The organism is Nonomuraea sp. NPDC059194 (assembly GCF_042754765.1).
Taxonomy (GTDB): Bacteria; Actinomycetota; Actinomycetes; order Streptosporangiales; family Streptosporangiaceae; genus Nonomuraea.
This window is the reverse complement of record NZ_JBHZBH010000024.1, coordinates 12,701-29,314: the sequence shown is the minus strand read 5'-3', so window position 1 is coordinate 29,314 and position 16,614 is coordinate 12,701. Positions and strand designations below refer to the sequence as shown.

Genomic DNA, 16,614 nt, shown 5'->3' with positions numbered 1-16,614 from the left:
CTCGATCCGCGGGTCGCCAACCCCGCGGGCGAGGGCCGAGGGGTGGCCTCGGCGGCGGAGCCCGCAGGCTGGCCGACGTCGCCCACGAGGGGATCTTCCTAGGACTCGGGGATGCCGCTGTATGCGGGGGCGAAGAACACCAGCGTCACCAGGTCTTCGGTGATGTCGTGGAAGCGGTGCTCCTCGCGGGCGGGGATGAACAGCATGGTGCCGGGGCCGACCTCGATGGTGTGGCCGCCTGAGGTGAAGGAGCCGCGCCCGCTGGTCACGACGTAGATCTCGTCTTCGTTGTGCGGTGATTGCCCATCTGTCGCGCCGGCCGGAATGGAGTACGTTCCGAAGCTGAGCGCGGGGACCGCCAGGTGCTCCGCGTAGTGGGCGGATCCGTCCGCCGCGGGCTGGAATCGGCCGCTGTCGATGATTTCCATGGCTTGGGATCATCTCATGGTGGATCCTCCGCACGATGGCGGGGTTCTATCGCTGTTCGGCGAGCCAGTCGTCGAAGGTGGTCGGCGCGATGCGGGCGTCCTTGCCGGGCAGTAGCACGTTGCCGGCCATCGCCGGGCCGAACAGCGCTGACCAGGTCGGCACGAGTTTCACCGTACGGCCGCGCGCCTGGTTGGTGCGCCGGGCCATGTCGACGAGGTCCTGCGGTTCGGGCCCGGCGACGTCGGCGTGACGTCCCTGCGGGTTGCCCGTGGCGAGTTCGGCGAGGATGTCGGCCACGTCGGCGGGGGCGATCGGTTGGACGAGCAGTGGCGCGACGGTGGCGACGCCGTCCTGCTCGGTCCAGCTTGTGACCATCGCGGCGAAGTCGTGGAACTGTGTGGCGGGGACGATCGTCCACGGCACTGGTCCGGCGGCCACCAGGCGCTCCTGTTCCCGTTTGCCGGCGTAGTGGGCGTTGCCTTCGACACCTGTGAGTACTGAGTGGGTTCTGCACTGCGCCACGTCGCTGGCGCAGCTCGACCCGGGAGCCACCGCGTCGGCGACGCAGCTCGCGCAGTACTACGACGTCCCGCAGGCCTATCTCGCCAAGCAGCTGCAGGCGCTCGTGCGGGCCGGCGTGCTGGCCGCGACCACGGGTCCGCGGGGAGGGTTCCGGCTGGCGCGGGCCGCCTCCGAGATCACGCTCCTGCAGATCGTCGAGGCCGTCGCCGGCACGTCCTCCCCGTATGAGTGCCGTGAGATCCGCCAGCAGGGACGGGGCGCGCTGCCGCCCGAGGAGTGCCGGAGCACGTGCGTCCTGGCCGCGAAGATGGCCGAGGCGCACCAGGCGTGGCGAGGCAGCCTTGCCGGGGTCTCCCTCGCTGACGTCCTGGCCACCCTGCCGCCGTCGGCGCCGGCCCGCACCCGACTGCGCCTGACGGGTACGGCGTAGGCGGCCTGCCACGCTCTCGGGTTCGGTACGGGGCGGTGTTCGGCGAGGAAGAGCGGGCCAGGCCGTACCCGGGAAGAGTTGGCACCCGATAGGAAGGCTCAGGTGTGCATGCTCCCGCGCTTGGTCCATGGCGCCTGGTAGGCCCATTGCCAGGCCAGTTCGAGCGGCCCGCGGTGGAAGCGGCGCAGCCACAGCGAGGCGAGCGTCATGAACAGCAGGCAGATGCCGGCCCACGCGACGGGCACCCACCAGGGGCGCAGCCAGTCGAGTTCGGCGGCCAGGCCGAGGCCCCAGCCGTAGCAGAGCACGCCGGCGACCAGGTTCTGCAGCACGTAGCAGGACAGTGCCGTCCGCCCCACGTTCGCCAGAGCCGTACGGACCGGGCCGGGCGTGCCGCGCAGGCCGAGCGTGATCGAGCTGATCAGCCCGAGCAGGCCGAGTGCGACCAGCGGCGGCAGGATGTAGCGGTCGACGGCGAACCAGGCCGGGCCCGCGAACGAGGTGGCCAGGTTCAGCGGCGCGGCGACCCCGAGCCCGATGACGATCAACCTGCTGCGCAGGGCGGCGCCGCGCTCGTCGAAGACGCCGGCGCGCAGCAGCCGGGCGCCGAGCAGGAACAGCACGATCCCCATGGGGATGATGAAGATCAGCTCTGACCGGTAGAGGGGAAGGTCGCGCAGCCGGGTGACGACCTGGTCGAGCCAGCTGCCCTCGGTGTAGAGGGCGGTTGCGGAGGTGGGTGAGTCGATGTCGCCGGTGGTCAGCATGGCCAGGGTCAACAGGCCGACCAGGCTCACGTGGAGCGCGCCCGCCGCGACCATCCAGCTCCTGATCACGCGGTCGCTGCGGCCGATCAGGTAGGCGACGATCACGGCGATGACCGCATAACCCATCAGCACGTCGAACTCGAAGATCAGGACGTAGTGCAGCGCGCCCTCGGCGAACAGCAGGGCCGCGCGCCACAGGTACCTGCCGGGCCAGGTCAGGCCCTTGCGTACGGCGCTGCGGTACTGCAGTTCGAGGCCGATGCCGAACAGCAGGGTCAGCAGGCCGAGGAACTTGCCGTTGGTGAGGAAGGTCAGGAACGTCTCCACCGCTCCTCTGTCGCCGCCGAGCCCCATCAGCTGCGCCGGGCCGCCGGGATGGGTGAAGATCCAGATGTTCGTCCCGAGCGTGCCCATGATCGCCACGCCGCGCAGAACGTCCAGGGCGGCTATACGTTTCGTCACCCCTCAAGCCTGGCGGCGCCTACCCTCGCCGATCTCGTCCCCGTGAGCGAAAAGGGCCCTACACCCATCGATGTACGGCCATGCTTCCTTGGTCGCGTCGAGGTGCCGTTCTCGCAGGTCCGCGTTTCGTGCGACGACCGCAGTGGAACGATGTGCTATGTGCCGCTATGGCCGCTCCTGGTCTGTCTCGGCATAGCGGGAATCGGGGGATTCCATGAGTAATCTGATCGCCATCGCCTATCCGGACGTCGCCACCGCGACCCGTGCGCGCGACCGGCTGCTGGAGTTGCAGCGCGAAAAGCTCATCACGCTCGCCGACGCCGCGGTCGCGGAGAAGAAGCCCGACGGCAAGATCAAGCTGCACCAGTTGCGCAGCACGGCCGGGGGCGGCGCGGCGTCGGGCACGCTGTGGGGCGGACTGATCGGCCTGCTGTTCCTGGCGCCGCTGCTGGGGATGGCGGTCGGAGCGGTGGCGGGCGCGGGGGCGAGCACGGACATCGGCGTCAACGACGACTTCATGCGGAATCTGGGCCAGCGGCTGCAACCCGGCGGAGCCGCGCTGTTCCTGCTGGTCACGCAGAGCACCCCGGACAAGGTGATCGCGCAGATCGCCCCGTTCGGCGGGGAGATCATGCAGACGTCGCTGAGCCAGGAAGCCGAGGCCGACCTGCGGGAGGCCGTCTTCCACGTCCAGGCCGCCGCGGGCCAGTAGCGACACATGAGCACCAAGAGGCGGACGCTGCACGCCTTCCTGGCCGCCTGCCTGATCCTGGCGTGCGGGGGTTGCGCCTCGGGGCGCGGGCCCGAGGCGTGGGATCGCGGGGGACTGGTGGACGGGCAGGTCGGCATGCTGCGGCTGGTCCACGTGCACATCCTGGCCCCGCCCAAGGACGAGCAGAAGGCGGGTGACGACCTCGGCCTGTACCTGACGCTGGTCAACAACGGCGACAGGGAGCAGATCCTCGACGGGGCCAGCACCGTGCACGCCGACCAGGTCGTCTACCGCGAGGGCGACGCGCCTGCGAACCAGGCCATCCATGTCGCGGTCCCTCCCCGCGGCACGGTCAGCCTCCAGGAAGGCCACGACCGTCCGCACCTGGAGCTCGTGGGCATCCACCGCCCGATGGGCGCAACGCCCGTGGACGTCACCTTCCGCTCGCCGACCGCGGGCACCCTGACCCTCCGCATCCCGGTGCTGCCGCTGGAGCGGGGCGCGGGCAGTCCCTCTCCCCGAAAGTGATCGACCGGCATAGGAGGGTGTTGTGAGCACGAAGTACGGAGTGCATTCCGAGGTGGGCACGCTGCGAAAGGTGATCGTGCACCGGCCCGATCTCAGCCTGAAGCGGCTCACCCCGGCCAACAAGGACGAGCTGCTCTACGACGACGTGCTGTGGGTCAGCCGCGCCCAGCTCGAGCACGACGCGTTCGTGGCGATGATGCGCGGGCGCGGCATCGAGGTGTTCTACCACCAGCAGCTGCTCGCCGAGGCGCTCGAGGCCGCCCCCGAGGCCAAGCGGCACGCGGTGGAGCGTACGGTCACCCACCTGACGGTGGGCCCCTCGCTGGTCGACGAGGTCCGCGCCGAGCTCGCCTCCTGGAGCGGCGACAAGCTGGCCGAGCATCTGATCGGCGGGCTGACCAAGGAGGAGTTCGTCTCGGCCACCCAGGCCAGCCGCGAGGGCTTCGACGCCCGCTCGCTGGTCACCGCCATGGCCAGGACCGGCTCGTTCATCCTGCCGCCGCTGCCGAACTCGCTCTACCAGCGTGACCCCTCGGCCTGGCTGTACGGCGGGGTCTCGCTGAACCCGCTCTACTACCACGCCCGCCGCCTGGAGACGCTCAACCAGAGCATCATCTACCACTTCCACCCGATGTTCGCCGACGACGGCTTCGCCTACTGGTATCCGCCGATGGGCGACGACGGCAGCTTCGACGAGGAGGATTTCGGCCGCGCTTCGCTGGAGGGCGGCGACATGATGCCCATCGGCGGCGGCGCCGTCGCGATCGGCGTCAGCGAGCGCTCCAGCCCGATCATGATCGAGCATCTGGCCAGGGAGCTGTTCGCGGCCGGGGCCGCCACCAGGGTGCTCGCGGTCAACATCCCGCCGCACCGCTCGTACATGCATCTCGACACCGTGTTCACACTGCTGGACGTGGACAAGGCCACCGGCTACCCGCCGGTGGTGGAGAACGCGGAGGTCTACTCGCTGCGGCCGGGCGACAAGGAGGGCGTCGTGGACGTACGGCGTGAGCCGAACCTGGCCGCGGCGTTCGAGGACGCGCTCGGCATCGGCAAGCTCGACATCATCCCGACCGGCGGCGACGACTACCAGCGGGCCAGGGAGCAGTGGGACAGCGGCAGCAACTTCGTCGCCCTGGAGCCGGGGGTGGTGGTCGGCTACCACAAGAACGAGTTCACCAACAGGAAGCTGCGCGAGCACGGGGTGGACGTCGTCGAGATCGAGGGCTTCGAGCTGGGCAAGGGCAGGGGCGGCGGGCACTGCATGACCTGCCCGATCCTGCGCGACCCCGTCTGAGGCGCGCGCCGCCGTACCGGTGTCGTGAAACTCCCCCAGTGACCAACCGGGAGCACCACGATGACGCATCCAGCACTGATCCTGTTCTTGGCGTTGTTCGGGCTCTACAGCCCGATCGCCGCGCTGGCCTCCTACCTGCCGATCGTCCGCCCGTTCAGCCACAAACAGGTCAACGGGCTGGCGCTGGGACTGGCCCTCAACACCGCCGTCTTCATCCTGGCGGCATTGTGGGTCGGCGAGCCGCTGCTGAAACTCCTCGGCATCAGTACGGCGGCGCTGACCGCCACCGGCGGCATCGCGCTGGCGTATGCGTCCATTCCGCTCATGCGTGGCAAGGCGGGAGCCGTCGAGGAGGTGGAGAAACTCCGGCAGCAGGACAGCCGGCAGCAGGAGGGGCGGCAACCGGTGGCCGCGGCGGCACCCGATCCTCCCGCCGAGCCCAAGTCGGTCCTGTTCACCCCGCTGAGCTTCCCGCTCACCTTCGGCGGCACCACCTTCGCCTTCGGCGTCGCCGCCTCCGCGGCAGCGACGACGATCCGCGACAAACTCGCCCTGTCGCTCGCCGCCGTGTGTTTCGCGGCGGTGACCGGGCTGACCCTCTACCTGTCCGGGCACGTCGAACGGCGTATCTCGCTCAGGGGCGCCATGCTCCTGGACCGGGTGGCGGGCATCCTGCTCACCGCCATCGCCGTCATCCTGCTCGCCAACGGGTTCACCGACCTGGTCACCGCCCGCATCAACCAGTAACAGACCTGTGAGGAACGCCTCATGAACATCGGCATCATCGGCGCAGGCAACATCGGCGGCACGCTCACCCGGCGGCTGTCCGCGCTCGGACACCAGGTGGCCGTGGCCAACTCCCGGGGCCCGCAGACGCTCACCGACCTGGCCGCGCAGACCGGGGCGCGGGCGGTGAGCGTCGAGGAGGCGCCCAGGGGAGCCGATCTCGTCGTGGTGACCATCCCTGAGGGCAAGGTGCCCGACCTGCCCGCGGGACTCTTCGACGGCGCTCCCGACGATCTGGTCGTGGTCGACACCGGCAACTACTATCCGCAGCAGCGTGACGGCCGGATCGAGGAGATCGAGGCCGGCATGACGGAGAGCCGGTGGGTCGAAAGGCAGCTCCGCCATCCGGTGATCAAGGCGTTCAACAACATCTACGCCGACCACCTGGCCGACGGCGGACGCCCGGCCGGAGCCCCCGGGCGGATCGCCCTGCCCGTCGCCGGGGACGACGAGGCGGCCAAGGCGGTCGTCATGGAACTCGTGGAGGCGCTCGGTTTCGACCCGGTCGACGCCGGCGGCCTCGACGAGTCCTGGCGGCAGCAGCCCGGCACCCCCGTCTACACGACCGACCTGGACACCGAAGGCGTCAGGACCGGCCTGGCCCAGGCGAACAGGGACCGTACGCCGGAGTGGCGGGCCACCACCTGAAGCCGTGAGCTACGGCAGGCCCCGGCCGAACTGCCCGGCCTTGCGCTCCAACCCGCCGCCCCGGCGGGCCTGGCATGACGAGAGCGTGAAGTCCCGCGTGCCCTCCGGGGGCACGCGGGAGGGGGTTTCAGGCGGCCTCGTGCTGTCGGCGGCAGGGCATGCAGTGCCGGGTCAGCGGCCGGATCTTCAGCCGCTCGAACGGGATGGGCGTGCCGCAGCCGACGCATCGGCCGTACGTCCGCTCCGACAGCCGGTCCAGGCTGTTGCGGATCTCGGCGATGGCGCGCTCGTTGGCGGCCAGATCGGCCATGACGCTGCGGCGGGTGTCGCCGTCCCCGTCGACGGACTGCAGCACCCCTTCCAGTTCCGCGAGCCGGGAGGTGCGCCACATGAGCAGCGCCTGCAGGTCCTCGGTGATGGCGTCGGCCTGGGTGTCGCTGAGCGGGGTGCGCTGGTCCTGCTTCATCGGTGGACCTCCTTCTTGGCTTGGGTGGAAACGCTGGTCGCCGGCCGGCCGTACGGCATGGAGCCGTCAGTTGACAGGCACAGGCGGGTCAGCCCGCGGATCGTCGCGTGCGCCGGATCGTTGGCCGTGCTGACCGTGAGGTCGAGACGGGAACACAGGTGCGAGGCCAGGCGCGGGTGGCCGGCGCCGCCGCCGGTCAGCAGCAGCCCGCGCTCGCGTACGCTCGCGCGCAGCCGGGCGGGGACACGCGTGAGCAGCTCGGCCGTCATGGCGACGACCCGTTGTTGCGCGTGTGGCGGCAGGCCGGGCTGGGCGGCTTCGGCGATCTGTACGGCGAGCGCGTCGGTGATGGTGCCCTGGTGGATGACGACGGCCTCGACGATGCCCGCGCCGACGTCGATCAGGAGTTGGGGTCGCGGGTCGGTGACGTCCATGCCGCCGCCGATCGCCGCGGCCAGCGGCTCCTCGACGAGTGTCACGGGGCAGCCGGTGGCGCGGGTGACGGCGTCGGCGGCCGCGGTGCGCTGGGCGGGCGAGGCTGTCACCGGCACGCCCAGCAGCACCTGCTCCCAGGGGTGCGCCGTCTCGGGAAAGGCGCTGCGCAGCAGCGTGCCCACCAGTTGGGCGCAGGCCGTGGTGTCGGCCACCATGCCGTGCCTGACCGGCCGGCGGCTGCCGGCCGCCGAGGTCAGGCGGGACGGCTGGTCGATGATCACCGGGTGGGTCAGGCCCACCATCCGGATCCGGGCCGTGCCCAGGTCGAGTGCGGCGCTTCGGCCACCCCGCTCGCGCAGGGCCGTGGCGGCGTTCATGCCGCCGTTCATGCCGCGGTCCTTGCCGCGCAGAGGTCGGCGCAGCGGGCGCAGTGCTGCTCGTGCGGGGCGCGCCGCAGCAGGGCGAGCGGGATGAGCGAGCCGCACCTGCGGCAGGTGCCGTACAGCCCGCGGTCCATCCGCTCGATGGCGGCCTCGATGACGGTGATGCGCCGCTGGGCCCGGCCGGCCTGGCGGGTGGCCGCCCGCCGGGTGGCACGCTCCAGTTCGGCCCGGGCTTCGGCCAGGTGCTCGTGCAGCACCGTGCGGAGCCCGTCGAGCTGGGCGTGGTGCCGGTAGTAGTCCTGGATGAGGGCATGCAAAGAAGCCATGACGGCATCGCTCCTAGCGTGGAGAATCCAAGCGGTCGCCCGCGGCTATGGGCGGCGGGCAGACCGATGAGCCCCTGGTGCCGTCGCCTTCACGGCGCGGCACAGGGGTTGAGGAGAGGAATCTCTACGCCTGCGGCGGGCTGCGCGAGCCCGGGGCGTGATGCCCGTACCGCTGAGGAGTGCGGAAGGCGGCCGAGCCCGCATCCGCCCAGCCGGATTCCGGCCGCTGGGGTACCGACGCGGTGCGCACGACGGTCGCCCACGCCCGCGACAGGTGCTCGGGGATCCTGGCCGACGGCGGCGGCAACGTCGAGACGGTCGCCGCCTGGGTCACGGGGGTGATGATGTCGCCGGTGTAGGCGCGGGCCCGCTGGCCGGAGTCGCCGGCCCAGCCCGGCGCTGCGGCGAACATGACCAGGGCAAGCAGCATCAGGCCCACCGCCGCCTTGAAGGCGGCGGGGCTGCGCACACCCCGGATCGACATACTCGTGACCATAGCCCACTTCAGCAGCCCATACATCCCCGCGCACGCGGAGTACGGCCAGGCCGCGGCGGGTAGGACAGCACGACTTACCGAGCGTGAAGGAGCGAGCATCACATGATCTTCATTGCCGCGAAGTTCCGTGTCCTGCCCGAGCATGCCGACCGGTGGCCCGAGATCACGCGGGAGTTCACCGACGCGACGCGCGCCGAACCCGGGTGCCTGTGGTTCGACTGGTCGCGCAGCGTCGAGGATCCTGCCGAGTACGTCCTGGTCGAGGCGTTCCGCGATGAGGAGGCCGGAGGCGCGCACGTTCGCTCCGAGCATTTCAGGCAGGCTCAGCGGACGCTTCCCGGCCACCTGGCGCAGACGCCGCGGATCGTGAACGCGAACGTGCCGCAGCAGGACTGGTCGCCGCTCGGCGAGATGGAGTCGGCTCGCCGTCCGATTGACGGTCATTGAGCGGTTTTTGATTGGTGTTCGCTAAGTTACGCGACTATGACGCGTAAGAGTCCCGGCATGGGGCCGCTCACCCCGCGCCAGCACTGGCGCAGGGCCCGGCTGCAGGCCTACTCGTGGCTGCTGACGGGCGCCTACCGGCTGGGCGCCACGCGCCCGGCCGTGTGGCGGTTCATGGCCCGCTCCTACCATCCGGTCCTCGACCGGCTGGCCCGCAGGCATGCCCGCGTGGCCTGCCAGTTCGCCGCCGTGGACGTGCCCGCCTACCGGGACTTCCTTCGCGAGAACGGCGCCGAGCACGCCAGACGGCTGGAGGACTTCCCCGAGACGACCAAGCAGAACTACGCCTCCGTCTACGACGAGCAGAGCCGCTGCCAGGAGGGCAGGCTGCACCGGCCGGGGGTGATCGTGGACGAGTCGTCGGGTTCGAGCGGCAAGCCGTACAACTGGGTGCGCGGGCCGCGGGAGCTGCAGGGCATCTACCGCAACGCGGCCGGATACATCGAGCTGGTCTTCCCGGGCGAGCGGCTGTTCGTCATCAACGCCTACTCGATGGGCGCCTGGGCGACCGGCACGACCACCGGCGCGGCCATGGCCCGCATCGCGATGGTCAAGAACACCGGCCCCGACCTGGAGAAGATCGCTGACACGCTGGAGCACTTCGGCCCCGGATACGACTACGTCGTGGCCGCCTACCCGCCGTTCCTCAAGCACCTGCGCGACCGGCTCGACGCGGCGGGTTTCCGCTGGCACGACTACCGCATCCGCGGCATGGTCGGCGGTGAGGGCATGACCGAGGCGCTGCGCGACTATCTGGAGGAGCGCTTCGAGGAGGTGCGTTCGGGCTACGGCGCCAGCGATCTGACGATCGGCATGGGCGCGGAGAGCGGGTTCACCGTACGGCTGCGCAAGCGGCTGGCCACCGACCAGCGGCTGCGCGACATCCTGCTCGGCCCGGGCGAGCAGCGGCTGCCGATGATCTTCCACTACAACCCGCTGGAGACGTTCCTGGAGGTCAACGGCTCCGGCGAGCTGCTGTGCACGATCAACACCAAGAGCTGCCTGCAGCCGAAGCTGCGCTACAACGTCGGCGACGAGGCCAGGCTGCACACGCTGGCCGAGGTGAGGCGCGCGCTGGGCGCCGACTACGCCGCCACCTGGACCGACGAGCGGATGAACCTGCCGCTGCTGTTCCTGTTCGGCCGCAAGGACTCCACGATCTCCTACATGGGCGCCAACCTCTACCCGCAGGACGTCGAGTACGGCCTTTACCAGGGCAACCCGTACGCCGCGAGCATCGCCAGGTTCTGCCTGTCGCTGGAGGAGCTGCCGGGACTGGAGTACCGGCCGGTGATCAACGTCGAGTTGCGTGAAGAGGCCGACGTCGACCGTGACGAGCTGGCCCGCATCTGCCGTGAGGGCGTCGTGGCCCACCTGGGGCGGGTCTCGCGCGACTTCGCCGAGTCGCTCAAGGAGGACCCGTCCGCCGCCGACCTGCGCGTCAGGATCTTCGACGGCGACGGCGGGCCGTTCGCGGCGCTGACCAAGATGAAGAACGTCTACCTGGTGGAGCACGCATGAGGACCAGCGACTTCAGCAAGGCGCCGCCCCAGGGGCAGGCCACCGCCATGTTCGTCGGCGCCACCCGCTACCGGGGGCCGCTGTCGATCCTGACGCTGACCTTCACCTGGTTCCGGATGGTGCGCGACATGAGGCGGATGCGCGGCTACCGCTGGCACAAGGTGTACTGGGAGTTCCCCTTCACGCTCGGCACGCTGGCCTTCTTCGACGACCGCGACGCGCTCCTGCGCTTCGCCCGCAGCCGCCATCACCGCGAGCTCATGCGGTGGGTGACCGACGGGACGAAGAACGCCACGGGCGGATACATCCGCCTGTACAACGCCGAGCCTGAGGGCTACTCCAACGGCGTCTGGCGGGCGGAGGGCGGGCCGATGGCGCACATCGAGACGTTCACGCCGCTGTCGGGGGAGGAAGGCGAGGGGCCGAAGGTGAGCCGTAGGTGAGCTTGCGGCCCGTCGAGTCCAGGCGCGACCTGCGCGCCTTCCTCGCGCTCACCGACCGGATCTACGGCGGCGATGCGCGCTTCGTCCCGCCGCTGCACGCGACGGTCCGCGCGTGGCATCGGCGCGGGGTACGGCTGTGCCTGCTCGAACGCGGGGGACGTGGGGGAGAGGTGGTCGGGCGGACCACCCTGCACACCGACGCGGCGCTGGACGCCAAGCTGGGCACGGCCGCGCAGCTGTTCGGGCTGACCGAGTTCACCAAGGAGGCGGGGGAGGAGCTGCTGGAGGCGATCTGCGCGGCGGGGCGGGCGGCGGGCAGGCGGGTCGCGTTCGGGCCGGTGTCGCTGCTGCCCAACCAGTCGGGCGGGGTCATCACGTCGGGCTTCGAGGAGCGCGGGTTCATCGACAGCGCCTGGAACCACCCGTACTATCCCGAAATTTACGACATGTATGGCTTCACCCGCAGGTTCGAGGCCGACACCTGGATCTGCCCCGTGCCCGAGGAGCCGGTCTTCGCCTTCGACGAGAAGCGCCTGGCCGCCGAGCGGCTCCAGATCCACCACGGCGACAGGCGGCGCATCGCCCAGCAGCTGCCGATCCTGCGCGAGATGCTCAACGCCAGCTTCGCCCAGCTCGGCTACTACACCGAGATCTCCGCCGAGCAACTGGCCGAGCAGACCGACGGCCTGGCCTTCCTGCTGGATGAGTCGCTGCTGCTGTACCTGACGAAGGCGGGCCGGCCGGTGGCCTTCGTCCTCTGCCTACCTGACATTTCCCGATTTATCGCGAAAATTGGTGGCAACCTGCACCTCGTTAACCAGCTCAGGCTGCTGGCCACCCGCGCACACCACCGCCGCGAAGCCGTCCTCATCATCAAGGGCACCGTCCCGGGCGAGCAGGGCCACGGCTACATGCGCCTGCTGTCGCGCGAACTGCACGCGGGCCTGCGCCGAGGCTGCTACCAGGCGCTGCGCAGCACCTACGTCGAACGCGCCAACCCGGGCTCGGCCGCCCAGTACGTCGCCATGGGCGGCCGTCCCCTGCACGGCTACACCTTCTACGAGAAGACCCTCACTTGAACCCTCCCCCAGCTGAAACAGGGGAATTCCTGGCTCAGGAAGCCCCGCAGGTCAGCGACCAGCAAGGTCTTACACCCTCAACACCAGCCGGGACGGAACCTGCCCGGTTTGGTACGGCAAGCCTGGAGGTGCATGTGCTGTCTTGGTTCTCGATCAGCACGCGCGGGAGGCTTGGTTCTCGCAACCCGCGGACGCGACCCTACTGGACTCTGATCCGCCCAGGGGGCGAATCAGCTGTTCGTGCCCCGCTCCGCAGGAGTCCGATTCCTCTCCGACCTGCTGAAGGCTGGGGTTTCCTCGGAGAAACCCGGTGAACGAGCTTCGGGCCCTCGAACCGGACTTCTGGCGCGCGCCCAGCGCGCACAACACTCAGCCGTGGACCCTCACCTACGCCGACACGGAGGCGGTGATCGGCTGGGATCAGGACCGCTGCCTGCCGACGAGCGACCCCACCGGCCGTGACCTGCGCCTCAGCCTGGGCGCGTTCGTCGAGTGCTGCCTGATCGTCTGCGCCTCCGCGGGTCTGCGCGTCGCTTTCCGGCCCGATCCGGGCCCCGGCAGAGTGGGCGTCCTGTACGGCGCCGCCCAGCCGTACCAGACGCCCTTCACCACCGACGACGTACGGCGGCGCGGCACGAACCGCGGCGGCTACCATCCGGGACGCCTGCCCGGCGACGTCGTGGAGCGGCTGCGCGGCCACGATCCCCACGGGCAGGCTGAGGTTCGCCGCCTGGCCTGCCGCGACCTGGCGGACCTGCTGCACGCGGCCGACCTGCACCAGTGGGACGACCCCGCCGTCACCGGCGAGCTGCGCGCATGGCTGCGGCTGACCCCGCGCCACCCCCGCTACCCGCTCGACGGCCTCACCCACAAGACGCTGGCGCTGAGCGGGGCGGAGACTGTGGGCCTGCGCGCCGCGCTCGCCGCCTACCCTGCGCTTCGCCGTCTCGGCCTGCCCAGGCTGCTGGCGGGCGCAGCCCGGGGTCTGCTCGACTACGACGGCGACGTGCTCGTGCTGGTCGGCCCAGTGGAGGAGCCGGTGGAGGAGCAGGTCGAGCTGGGCCGGGTGCTGATGCGGCAGTGGCTGGCGCTGACGGCGCTCGGCTACACCACCCACCCGCTCAGCCAGATCATCGACTGCGCCGCAACCCGCGAACGCCTGGCCGCGAAGCTGGGCGTCGCGGACCCGGAGACCCTCCTGCACGTGGCCAGGGTGGGCAGGCCGCTCGCCCCCGCCCCCCGTTCGTCCCGACTGACCGGCTGATCCCGCCACCTCATCCGCCTGCTCGGCCCCGCTCGCCACGCTGCCCACACCACCCGATGACGTCGTGCCTGCCGTACGAGACCCGGACTGACCGGGGTTCGGGCGGGTCGGATAACCAGCATCATCCGATCGGATGATGCTGGTTCGAGCGTGATGGGCGATGCGCGGCAGGGACCTCCCATCATCGAAGTCACGGGACAGCGCAGGGACGGTCTCCTGGTCGGCGCCCGCTTCGGCGAGGCTCGCCGGTGGATGGAACCGGCAGCGATGACAGGCGGAGCGCGTGACGCGTGCGCGCAGCTCATGCCGCGACCTCTTCCCGCGCGCGGGTGTCCTTGAGGACGACGTAGGTGACGGCCCAGCCCAGGAACACGAACCCGGCCGCGATCTGGAAGGCGAGGCTGTAGCCGTCACGCAGTGCGGTGATGGCAGCCGTGCCCTGGCCCAGCAGTGAGCCGGTGCGCGCGGTGGCGACCGTCGCCAGTACCGCGAGGCCGACCGCGGCGCCGGCCTGCTGGGCGGTGTTGTTCAGGCCGGAGGCCAGCCCGGCGTCGGCGGGTTCGGCGCCCGACATGGCACGCATGATCACCGCTGGGATCGTGAGGCCCATGCCGAGGCCCTGGATGAGCAGCGAGGGTGCGATGTCGGCCCAGTAGTCGCCGCCGACCGGTGCCCGGCTGAGCAACATCAGGCCCGCGCCCAGCGCCAGCAGCCCGGTCAGCAGCACGCGGCGGGTGCCGTACCGCGCGGTGAGCCTGGCCGAGAAGTACAGCGACATGGCGCCGATGACCAGCGGCGCGGGCAGGAAGGCCAGGCCGGTCTGCATCGAGTCGAAGCCGAGGACGCGTTGCGGGTACAGCGCGTTGAGGAACTGGAAGCCGAATCCGGCGGCGAAGACCAGCACCACCACGAGGTTGGCGCCGACGATCTCCTTGCTGCGGAAGATGCGCAGTGCCAGCAGGGGTCTGGTCGCCGTCGCCTGGCGCACGACGAAGGCGGTCAGCAGCACGACGGCGGTGGCGCCGTACCACAGGTTGAGTCCTGACTCGGCGATCTGGGAGATGGTGAACACCGCGAGGGACAGGCCCGCCGTGACCAGGACCGCGCCGACGGTGTCGGCGCCGGCGCGCAGGCCGAGGCCGCTCTGCGGCGCGAGCAGCCGGGCGCCTGCGGCCAGAGCCATCGCGCCGATCGGCAGGTTGATCAGAAAGACCCAGTGCCAGCCGAGCACCTCGGTGATGAGCCCGCCGGCGATCAGCCCCGCCGAGGCGCCGCCCGCCGAGACGAAGCTGTAGACGCCCATGGCTTTGGCCTGCTCGTCCGGCTGGGGAAAGAGGCCCACGATCATGCTGAGGACGACTGCCGATGCCATCGCGGCGCCGACTCCCTGCAGGAAGCGTCCGGCGATCAGCATGTCCTGGCCGGTCGCCACGCCGCACAGCAGCGAGGCGAGGGTGAAGACGGCAAGCCCGGCCAGGAACACCTTCTTGCTGCCGATGAGGTCGCCGAGCCGGCCCGACAGGAGCAGCAGGCCGGGCAACGTGACCGTGGAGGCCATCGCCGATCGCGCCGGGGTGAGCAAGAAGACGATCTACCGCTGGTGGCCCGCCAAGGGAGCGGTCATCCTCGAGGCGATGGGGGAGATCGCCGAGTCCAGCACCCCCTTCCCCGACACCGGCGATCTCGCCACCGACCTGCGCACGCAGATGACGGCGGTGCTGGACTTCCTGGCCAGCCCACTGACCGGATCGGCCTATACGGGGCTCATCGCGGAAAGCCAGCACGACGAGGAGCTCGCCAAGGCCCTGGCCAAGCAACTGGTCAAGCCGCGGGTCTCGGCCGCGACCGAGCGGCTACGCCAGGCGCAACAGCAGGGGCAGTTGCCGGCCGACGCGGACCTGCAGCTGATCATCGAGCTGCTGTACGGCCCCATCTACTACCGGCGCCTGCTGCACCTGGGGGCGCATTCCGCCGAGCGCATCCACGCCCTGGTCGACCACGTCCTCGGTCTGGGGCGCCAACCCGGCTGAGCCCCGTCATCGACCGGCGGCACCAGCCGGTGGCGGATCTCCAGGTTCACGCGTGCGGCTTGCCCTCCAAGGGGACCGGGAGCTGGGCGATCGGGCCCGGCTTGTGGATCACTAGAGTTTCGCCCGGCTTCTGCATGTCCAACGCGGCGCGCAGCCTCGGCCGGGCGCCGCGGGTGCCGGCGGTCGTTCCCGGGACGGCGAGCCGCTTCTGGATTCATGACGTAGGCGGCAACAGATCGTGCGTGAGAGCGTCGAGTTCTGCGAGGCGGGTGGCGGGGGCGAGCTGTGCGGCGATGGCGACCAGGAGCAGTTCGGTGACGGCGATTTCGTGGGTGAGGGGTGCGATGGGTCCCGCGGCCTCGCGCGGGAGCCGGATCAGTACGTCGGCTTGGTCTGCGAGGGGTGACTCCCAGGCGTCGGTGACCAGGACCAGGCGGGCGCCCCGAGACCGGGCCGCGTGGACATAGCGCGCGGTGTCGGCGGAGTAGCGGCGGAAATCGTAGGCGACGACCACATCGGACGGGCTCATGTCGAGCAACGTGCGGGCACGCGCGTGCGGGGAGTCGGGGACGCGGTGCGCTCCGGGGCGCAGGCCTGCCAGTTGCCGGATCAGGTACTCGGCGGCAAGCTCGCTCAACGGGCCGCCGAGAGCCCAGACTTCCTTTGCCTCGGCCAGTCGGGTGGCTGCTGCGGCGAGCAGGGGCCCGGTCGCGCTGGTGAGGGCGCTTTCCAGGCCAGCCTTCAGATTCTCCGCCGCGCGATCGGTATCACTGTGCTGGGTGACGAACTCGCGGAGCCGTGATCGGTCCTGCTCACGCGCGGTGGCCCGCACCGCGGCCTGGAAGTCGGCGAAGCCGTCGAAGCCCAGGCGGCTGACCAAGCGTGAGGCGGTCGGCGGGCTGACCCCGGCACGCTCCGCGAGCGCCCGGAGCGAGCCGAGTGCCGCGAACGGATAGTCGTCCAGCAGGACGCGGACGACCGCGCGCTCACCAGACGGCAACTCCGAATAGATCGCGCTGAGACGGGTCTCAAGGGGCTCCATGATAACGAACGTTACACCTTCTGCCGGTTAGCGAGGAAAGTGAA

Annotated in this window: 21 protein-coding genes; 12 read left to right on the top strand and 9 right to left on the bottom strand. The window is 70.5% G+C overall.

What is annotated here, in order from left to right; translation table 11 throughout:
* Positions 1-98: 98 nt before the first annotated feature.
* Together ACFXJ8_RS26855 and ACFXJ8_RS26850 are read right to left on the bottom strand one after the other, a co-directional pair.
* On the bottom strand, positions 99-428 hold the full coding sequence (locus ACFXJ8_RS26855; protein WP_379646729.1) for a cupin domain-containing protein: 330 nt from the start codon (positions 426-428) through the stop codon (positions 99-101).
* A gap of 46 nt (positions 429-474) precedes the next feature.
* A complete protein-coding gene (locus ACFXJ8_RS26850; RefSeq protein ID WP_379646728.1) occupies positions 475-867 on the bottom strand; it encodes a hypothetical protein in 393 nt (130 codons plus the stop codon).
* 52 nt (positions 868-919) lie between these two features.
* On the opposite strand from ACFXJ8_RS26850, the gene ACFXJ8_RS26845 reads away from it, so the two are divergent.
* Positions 920-1,381 carry an RrF2 family transcriptional regulator gene (locus tag ACFXJ8_RS26845; RefSeq protein WP_379646727.1) on the top strand — a complete coding sequence of 154 codons (462 nt, stop codon included), beginning with the start codon at positions 920-922 and terminating at the stop codon, positions 1,379-1,381.
* Positions 1,382-1,479: 98 nt separating this feature from the next.
* On the opposite strand, the gene ACFXJ8_RS26840 is transcribed toward ACFXJ8_RS26845, so the two are convergent.
* A complete protein-coding gene (locus ACFXJ8_RS26840) occupies positions 1,480-2,610 on the bottom strand; it encodes a DUF418 domain-containing protein (protein ID WP_379646726.1) in 1,131 nt (376 codons plus the stop codon).
* A 214-nt stretch (positions 2,611-2,824) separates the two neighbouring features.
* Here ACFXJ8_RS26840 and ACFXJ8_RS26835 point away from each other — a divergent pair, with 214 nt between their 5' ends.
* From ACFXJ8_RS26835 to ACFXJ8_RS26815, 5 genes are read left to right on the top strand one after another with little or no spacing between them, the layout of a single operon-like run.
* Positions 2,825-3,322 (top strand): DUF1269 domain-containing protein, encoded by a 498-nt coding sequence (locus ACFXJ8_RS26835; RefSeq protein ID WP_379646725.1) that lies wholly within the window; start codon positions 2,825-2,827, stop codon positions 3,320-3,322.
* A gap of 6 nt (positions 3,323-3,328) precedes the next feature.
* The gene (locus ACFXJ8_RS26830) at positions 3,329-3,850 is read left to right on the top strand and encodes a hypothetical protein (RefSeq protein ID WP_379646724.1); all 522 of its coding nucleotides are present in this window, start codon (positions 3,329-3,331) and stop codon (positions 3,848-3,850) included.
* A 22-nt stretch (positions 3,851-3,872) separates the two neighbouring features.
* Positions 3,873-5,147 (top strand): arginine deiminase, encoded by a 1,275-nt coding sequence (locus tag ACFXJ8_RS26825; protein ID WP_379646723.1) that lies wholly within the window; start codon positions 3,873-3,875, stop codon positions 5,145-5,147.
* 60 nt (positions 5,148-5,207) lie between these two features.
* A complete protein-coding gene (locus ACFXJ8_RS26820; RefSeq protein ID WP_379646722.1) occupies positions 5,208-5,894 on the top strand; it encodes a MarC family protein in 687 nt (228 codons plus the stop codon).
* 21 nt (positions 5,895-5,915) lie between these two features.
* Complete coding sequence (locus ACFXJ8_RS26815; RefSeq protein ID WP_379646721.1) at positions 5,916-6,581, top strand: NADPH-dependent F420 reductase; 666 nt, start codon at positions 5,916-5,918, stop codon at positions 6,579-6,581.
* Positions 6,582-6,708: 127 nt separating this feature from the next.
* Here the strand turns inward: ACFXJ8_RS26815 and ACFXJ8_RS26810 are convergent, their stop codons facing one another.
* The 4 genes from ACFXJ8_RS26810 to ACFXJ8_RS26795 all read right to left on the bottom strand — a co-directional run bounded on the left by ACFXJ8_RS26810 (position 6,709) and on the right by ACFXJ8_RS26795 (position 8,675).
* A complete protein-coding gene (locus ACFXJ8_RS26810; protein ID WP_379646720.1) occupies positions 6,709-7,047 on the bottom strand; it encodes a TraR/DksA family transcriptional regulator in 339 nt (112 codons plus the stop codon).
* Complete coding sequence (locus tag ACFXJ8_RS26805) at positions 7,044-7,871, bottom strand: rod shape-determining protein (protein ID WP_379646719.1); 828 nt, start codon at positions 7,869-7,871, stop codon at positions 7,044-7,046. Before ACFXJ8_RS26805 ends, ACFXJ8_RS26810 begins: the two co-directional genes overlap by 4 nt.
* Positions 7,868-8,191: a TraR/DksA family transcriptional regulator gene (locus tag ACFXJ8_RS26800; protein WP_379646718.1), complete on the bottom strand. Its 324-nt coding sequence runs from the start codon at positions 8,189-8,191 to the stop codon at positions 7,868-7,870. The genes ACFXJ8_RS26805 and ACFXJ8_RS26800 overlap by 4 nt, the downstream gene beginning before the upstream one ends.
* A gap of 124 nt (positions 8,192-8,315) precedes the next feature.
* Positions 8,316-8,675, bottom strand: coding sequence for a hypothetical protein (locus ACFXJ8_RS26795; protein ID WP_379646717.1), 360 nt, complete (start codon positions 8,673-8,675; stop codon positions 8,316-8,318).
* Positions 8,676-8,789: 114 nt separating this feature from the next.
* Here ACFXJ8_RS26795 and ACFXJ8_RS26790 point away from each other — a divergent pair, with 114 nt between their 5' ends.
* From ACFXJ8_RS26790 to ACFXJ8_RS26770, 5 genes are all read left to right on the top strand, one after another.
* Positions 8,790-9,134, top strand: coding sequence for a putative quinol monooxygenase (locus ACFXJ8_RS26790; RefSeq protein WP_379646716.1), 345 nt, complete (start codon positions 8,790-8,792; stop codon positions 9,132-9,134).
* Positions 9,135-9,170: 36 nt separating this feature from the next.
* On the top strand, positions 9,171-10,712 hold the full coding sequence (locus ACFXJ8_RS26785) for a phenylacetate--CoA ligase family protein (protein WP_379646715.1): 1,542 nt from the start codon (positions 9,171-9,173) through the stop codon (positions 10,710-10,712).
* Complete coding sequence (locus ACFXJ8_RS26780; RefSeq protein ID WP_379646714.1) at positions 10,709-11,155, top strand: DUF4188 domain-containing protein; 447 nt, start codon at positions 10,709-10,711, stop codon at positions 11,153-11,155. The genes ACFXJ8_RS26785 and ACFXJ8_RS26780 overlap by 4 nt, the downstream gene beginning before the upstream one ends.
* On the top strand, positions 11,152-12,234 hold the full coding sequence (locus tag ACFXJ8_RS26775) for a hypothetical protein (protein ID WP_379646713.1): 1,083 nt from the start codon (positions 11,152-11,154) through the stop codon (positions 12,232-12,234). Before ACFXJ8_RS26780 ends, ACFXJ8_RS26775 begins: the two co-directional genes overlap by 4 nt.
* 310 nt (positions 12,235-12,544) lie before the next feature.
* The gene (locus ACFXJ8_RS26770; protein WP_379646712.1) at positions 12,545-13,498 is read left to right on the top strand and encodes a hypothetical protein; all 954 of its coding nucleotides are present in this window, start codon (positions 12,545-12,547) and stop codon (positions 13,496-13,498) included.
* A 301-nt stretch (positions 13,499-13,799) separates the two neighbouring features.
* Here ACFXJ8_RS26770 and ACFXJ8_RS26765 read toward each other — a convergent pair whose 3' ends face one another.
* Entirely contained in the window at positions 13,800-15,056 is a 1,257-nt protein-coding gene (locus ACFXJ8_RS26765; protein ID WP_379646711.1) for an MFS transporter, read from the bottom strand.
* Here ACFXJ8_RS26765 and ACFXJ8_RS26760 point away from each other — a divergent pair.
* On the top strand, positions 15,040-15,528 hold the full coding sequence (locus tag ACFXJ8_RS26760; RefSeq protein ID WP_379646710.1) for a TetR/AcrR family transcriptional regulator: 489 nt from the start codon (positions 15,040-15,042) through the stop codon (positions 15,526-15,528). The genes ACFXJ8_RS26765 and ACFXJ8_RS26760 overlap by 17 nt on opposite strands.
* Positions 15,529-15,742: 214 nt before the next feature.
* Here the strand turns inward: ACFXJ8_RS26760 and ACFXJ8_RS26755 are convergent, their stop codons facing one another.
* The gene (locus ACFXJ8_RS26755; RefSeq protein WP_379646709.1) at positions 15,743-16,570 is read right to left on the bottom strand and encodes a MurR/RpiR family transcriptional regulator; all 828 of its coding nucleotides are present in this window, start codon (positions 16,568-16,570) and stop codon (positions 15,743-15,745) included.
* Positions 16,571-16,614 lie beyond the last annotated feature (44 nt).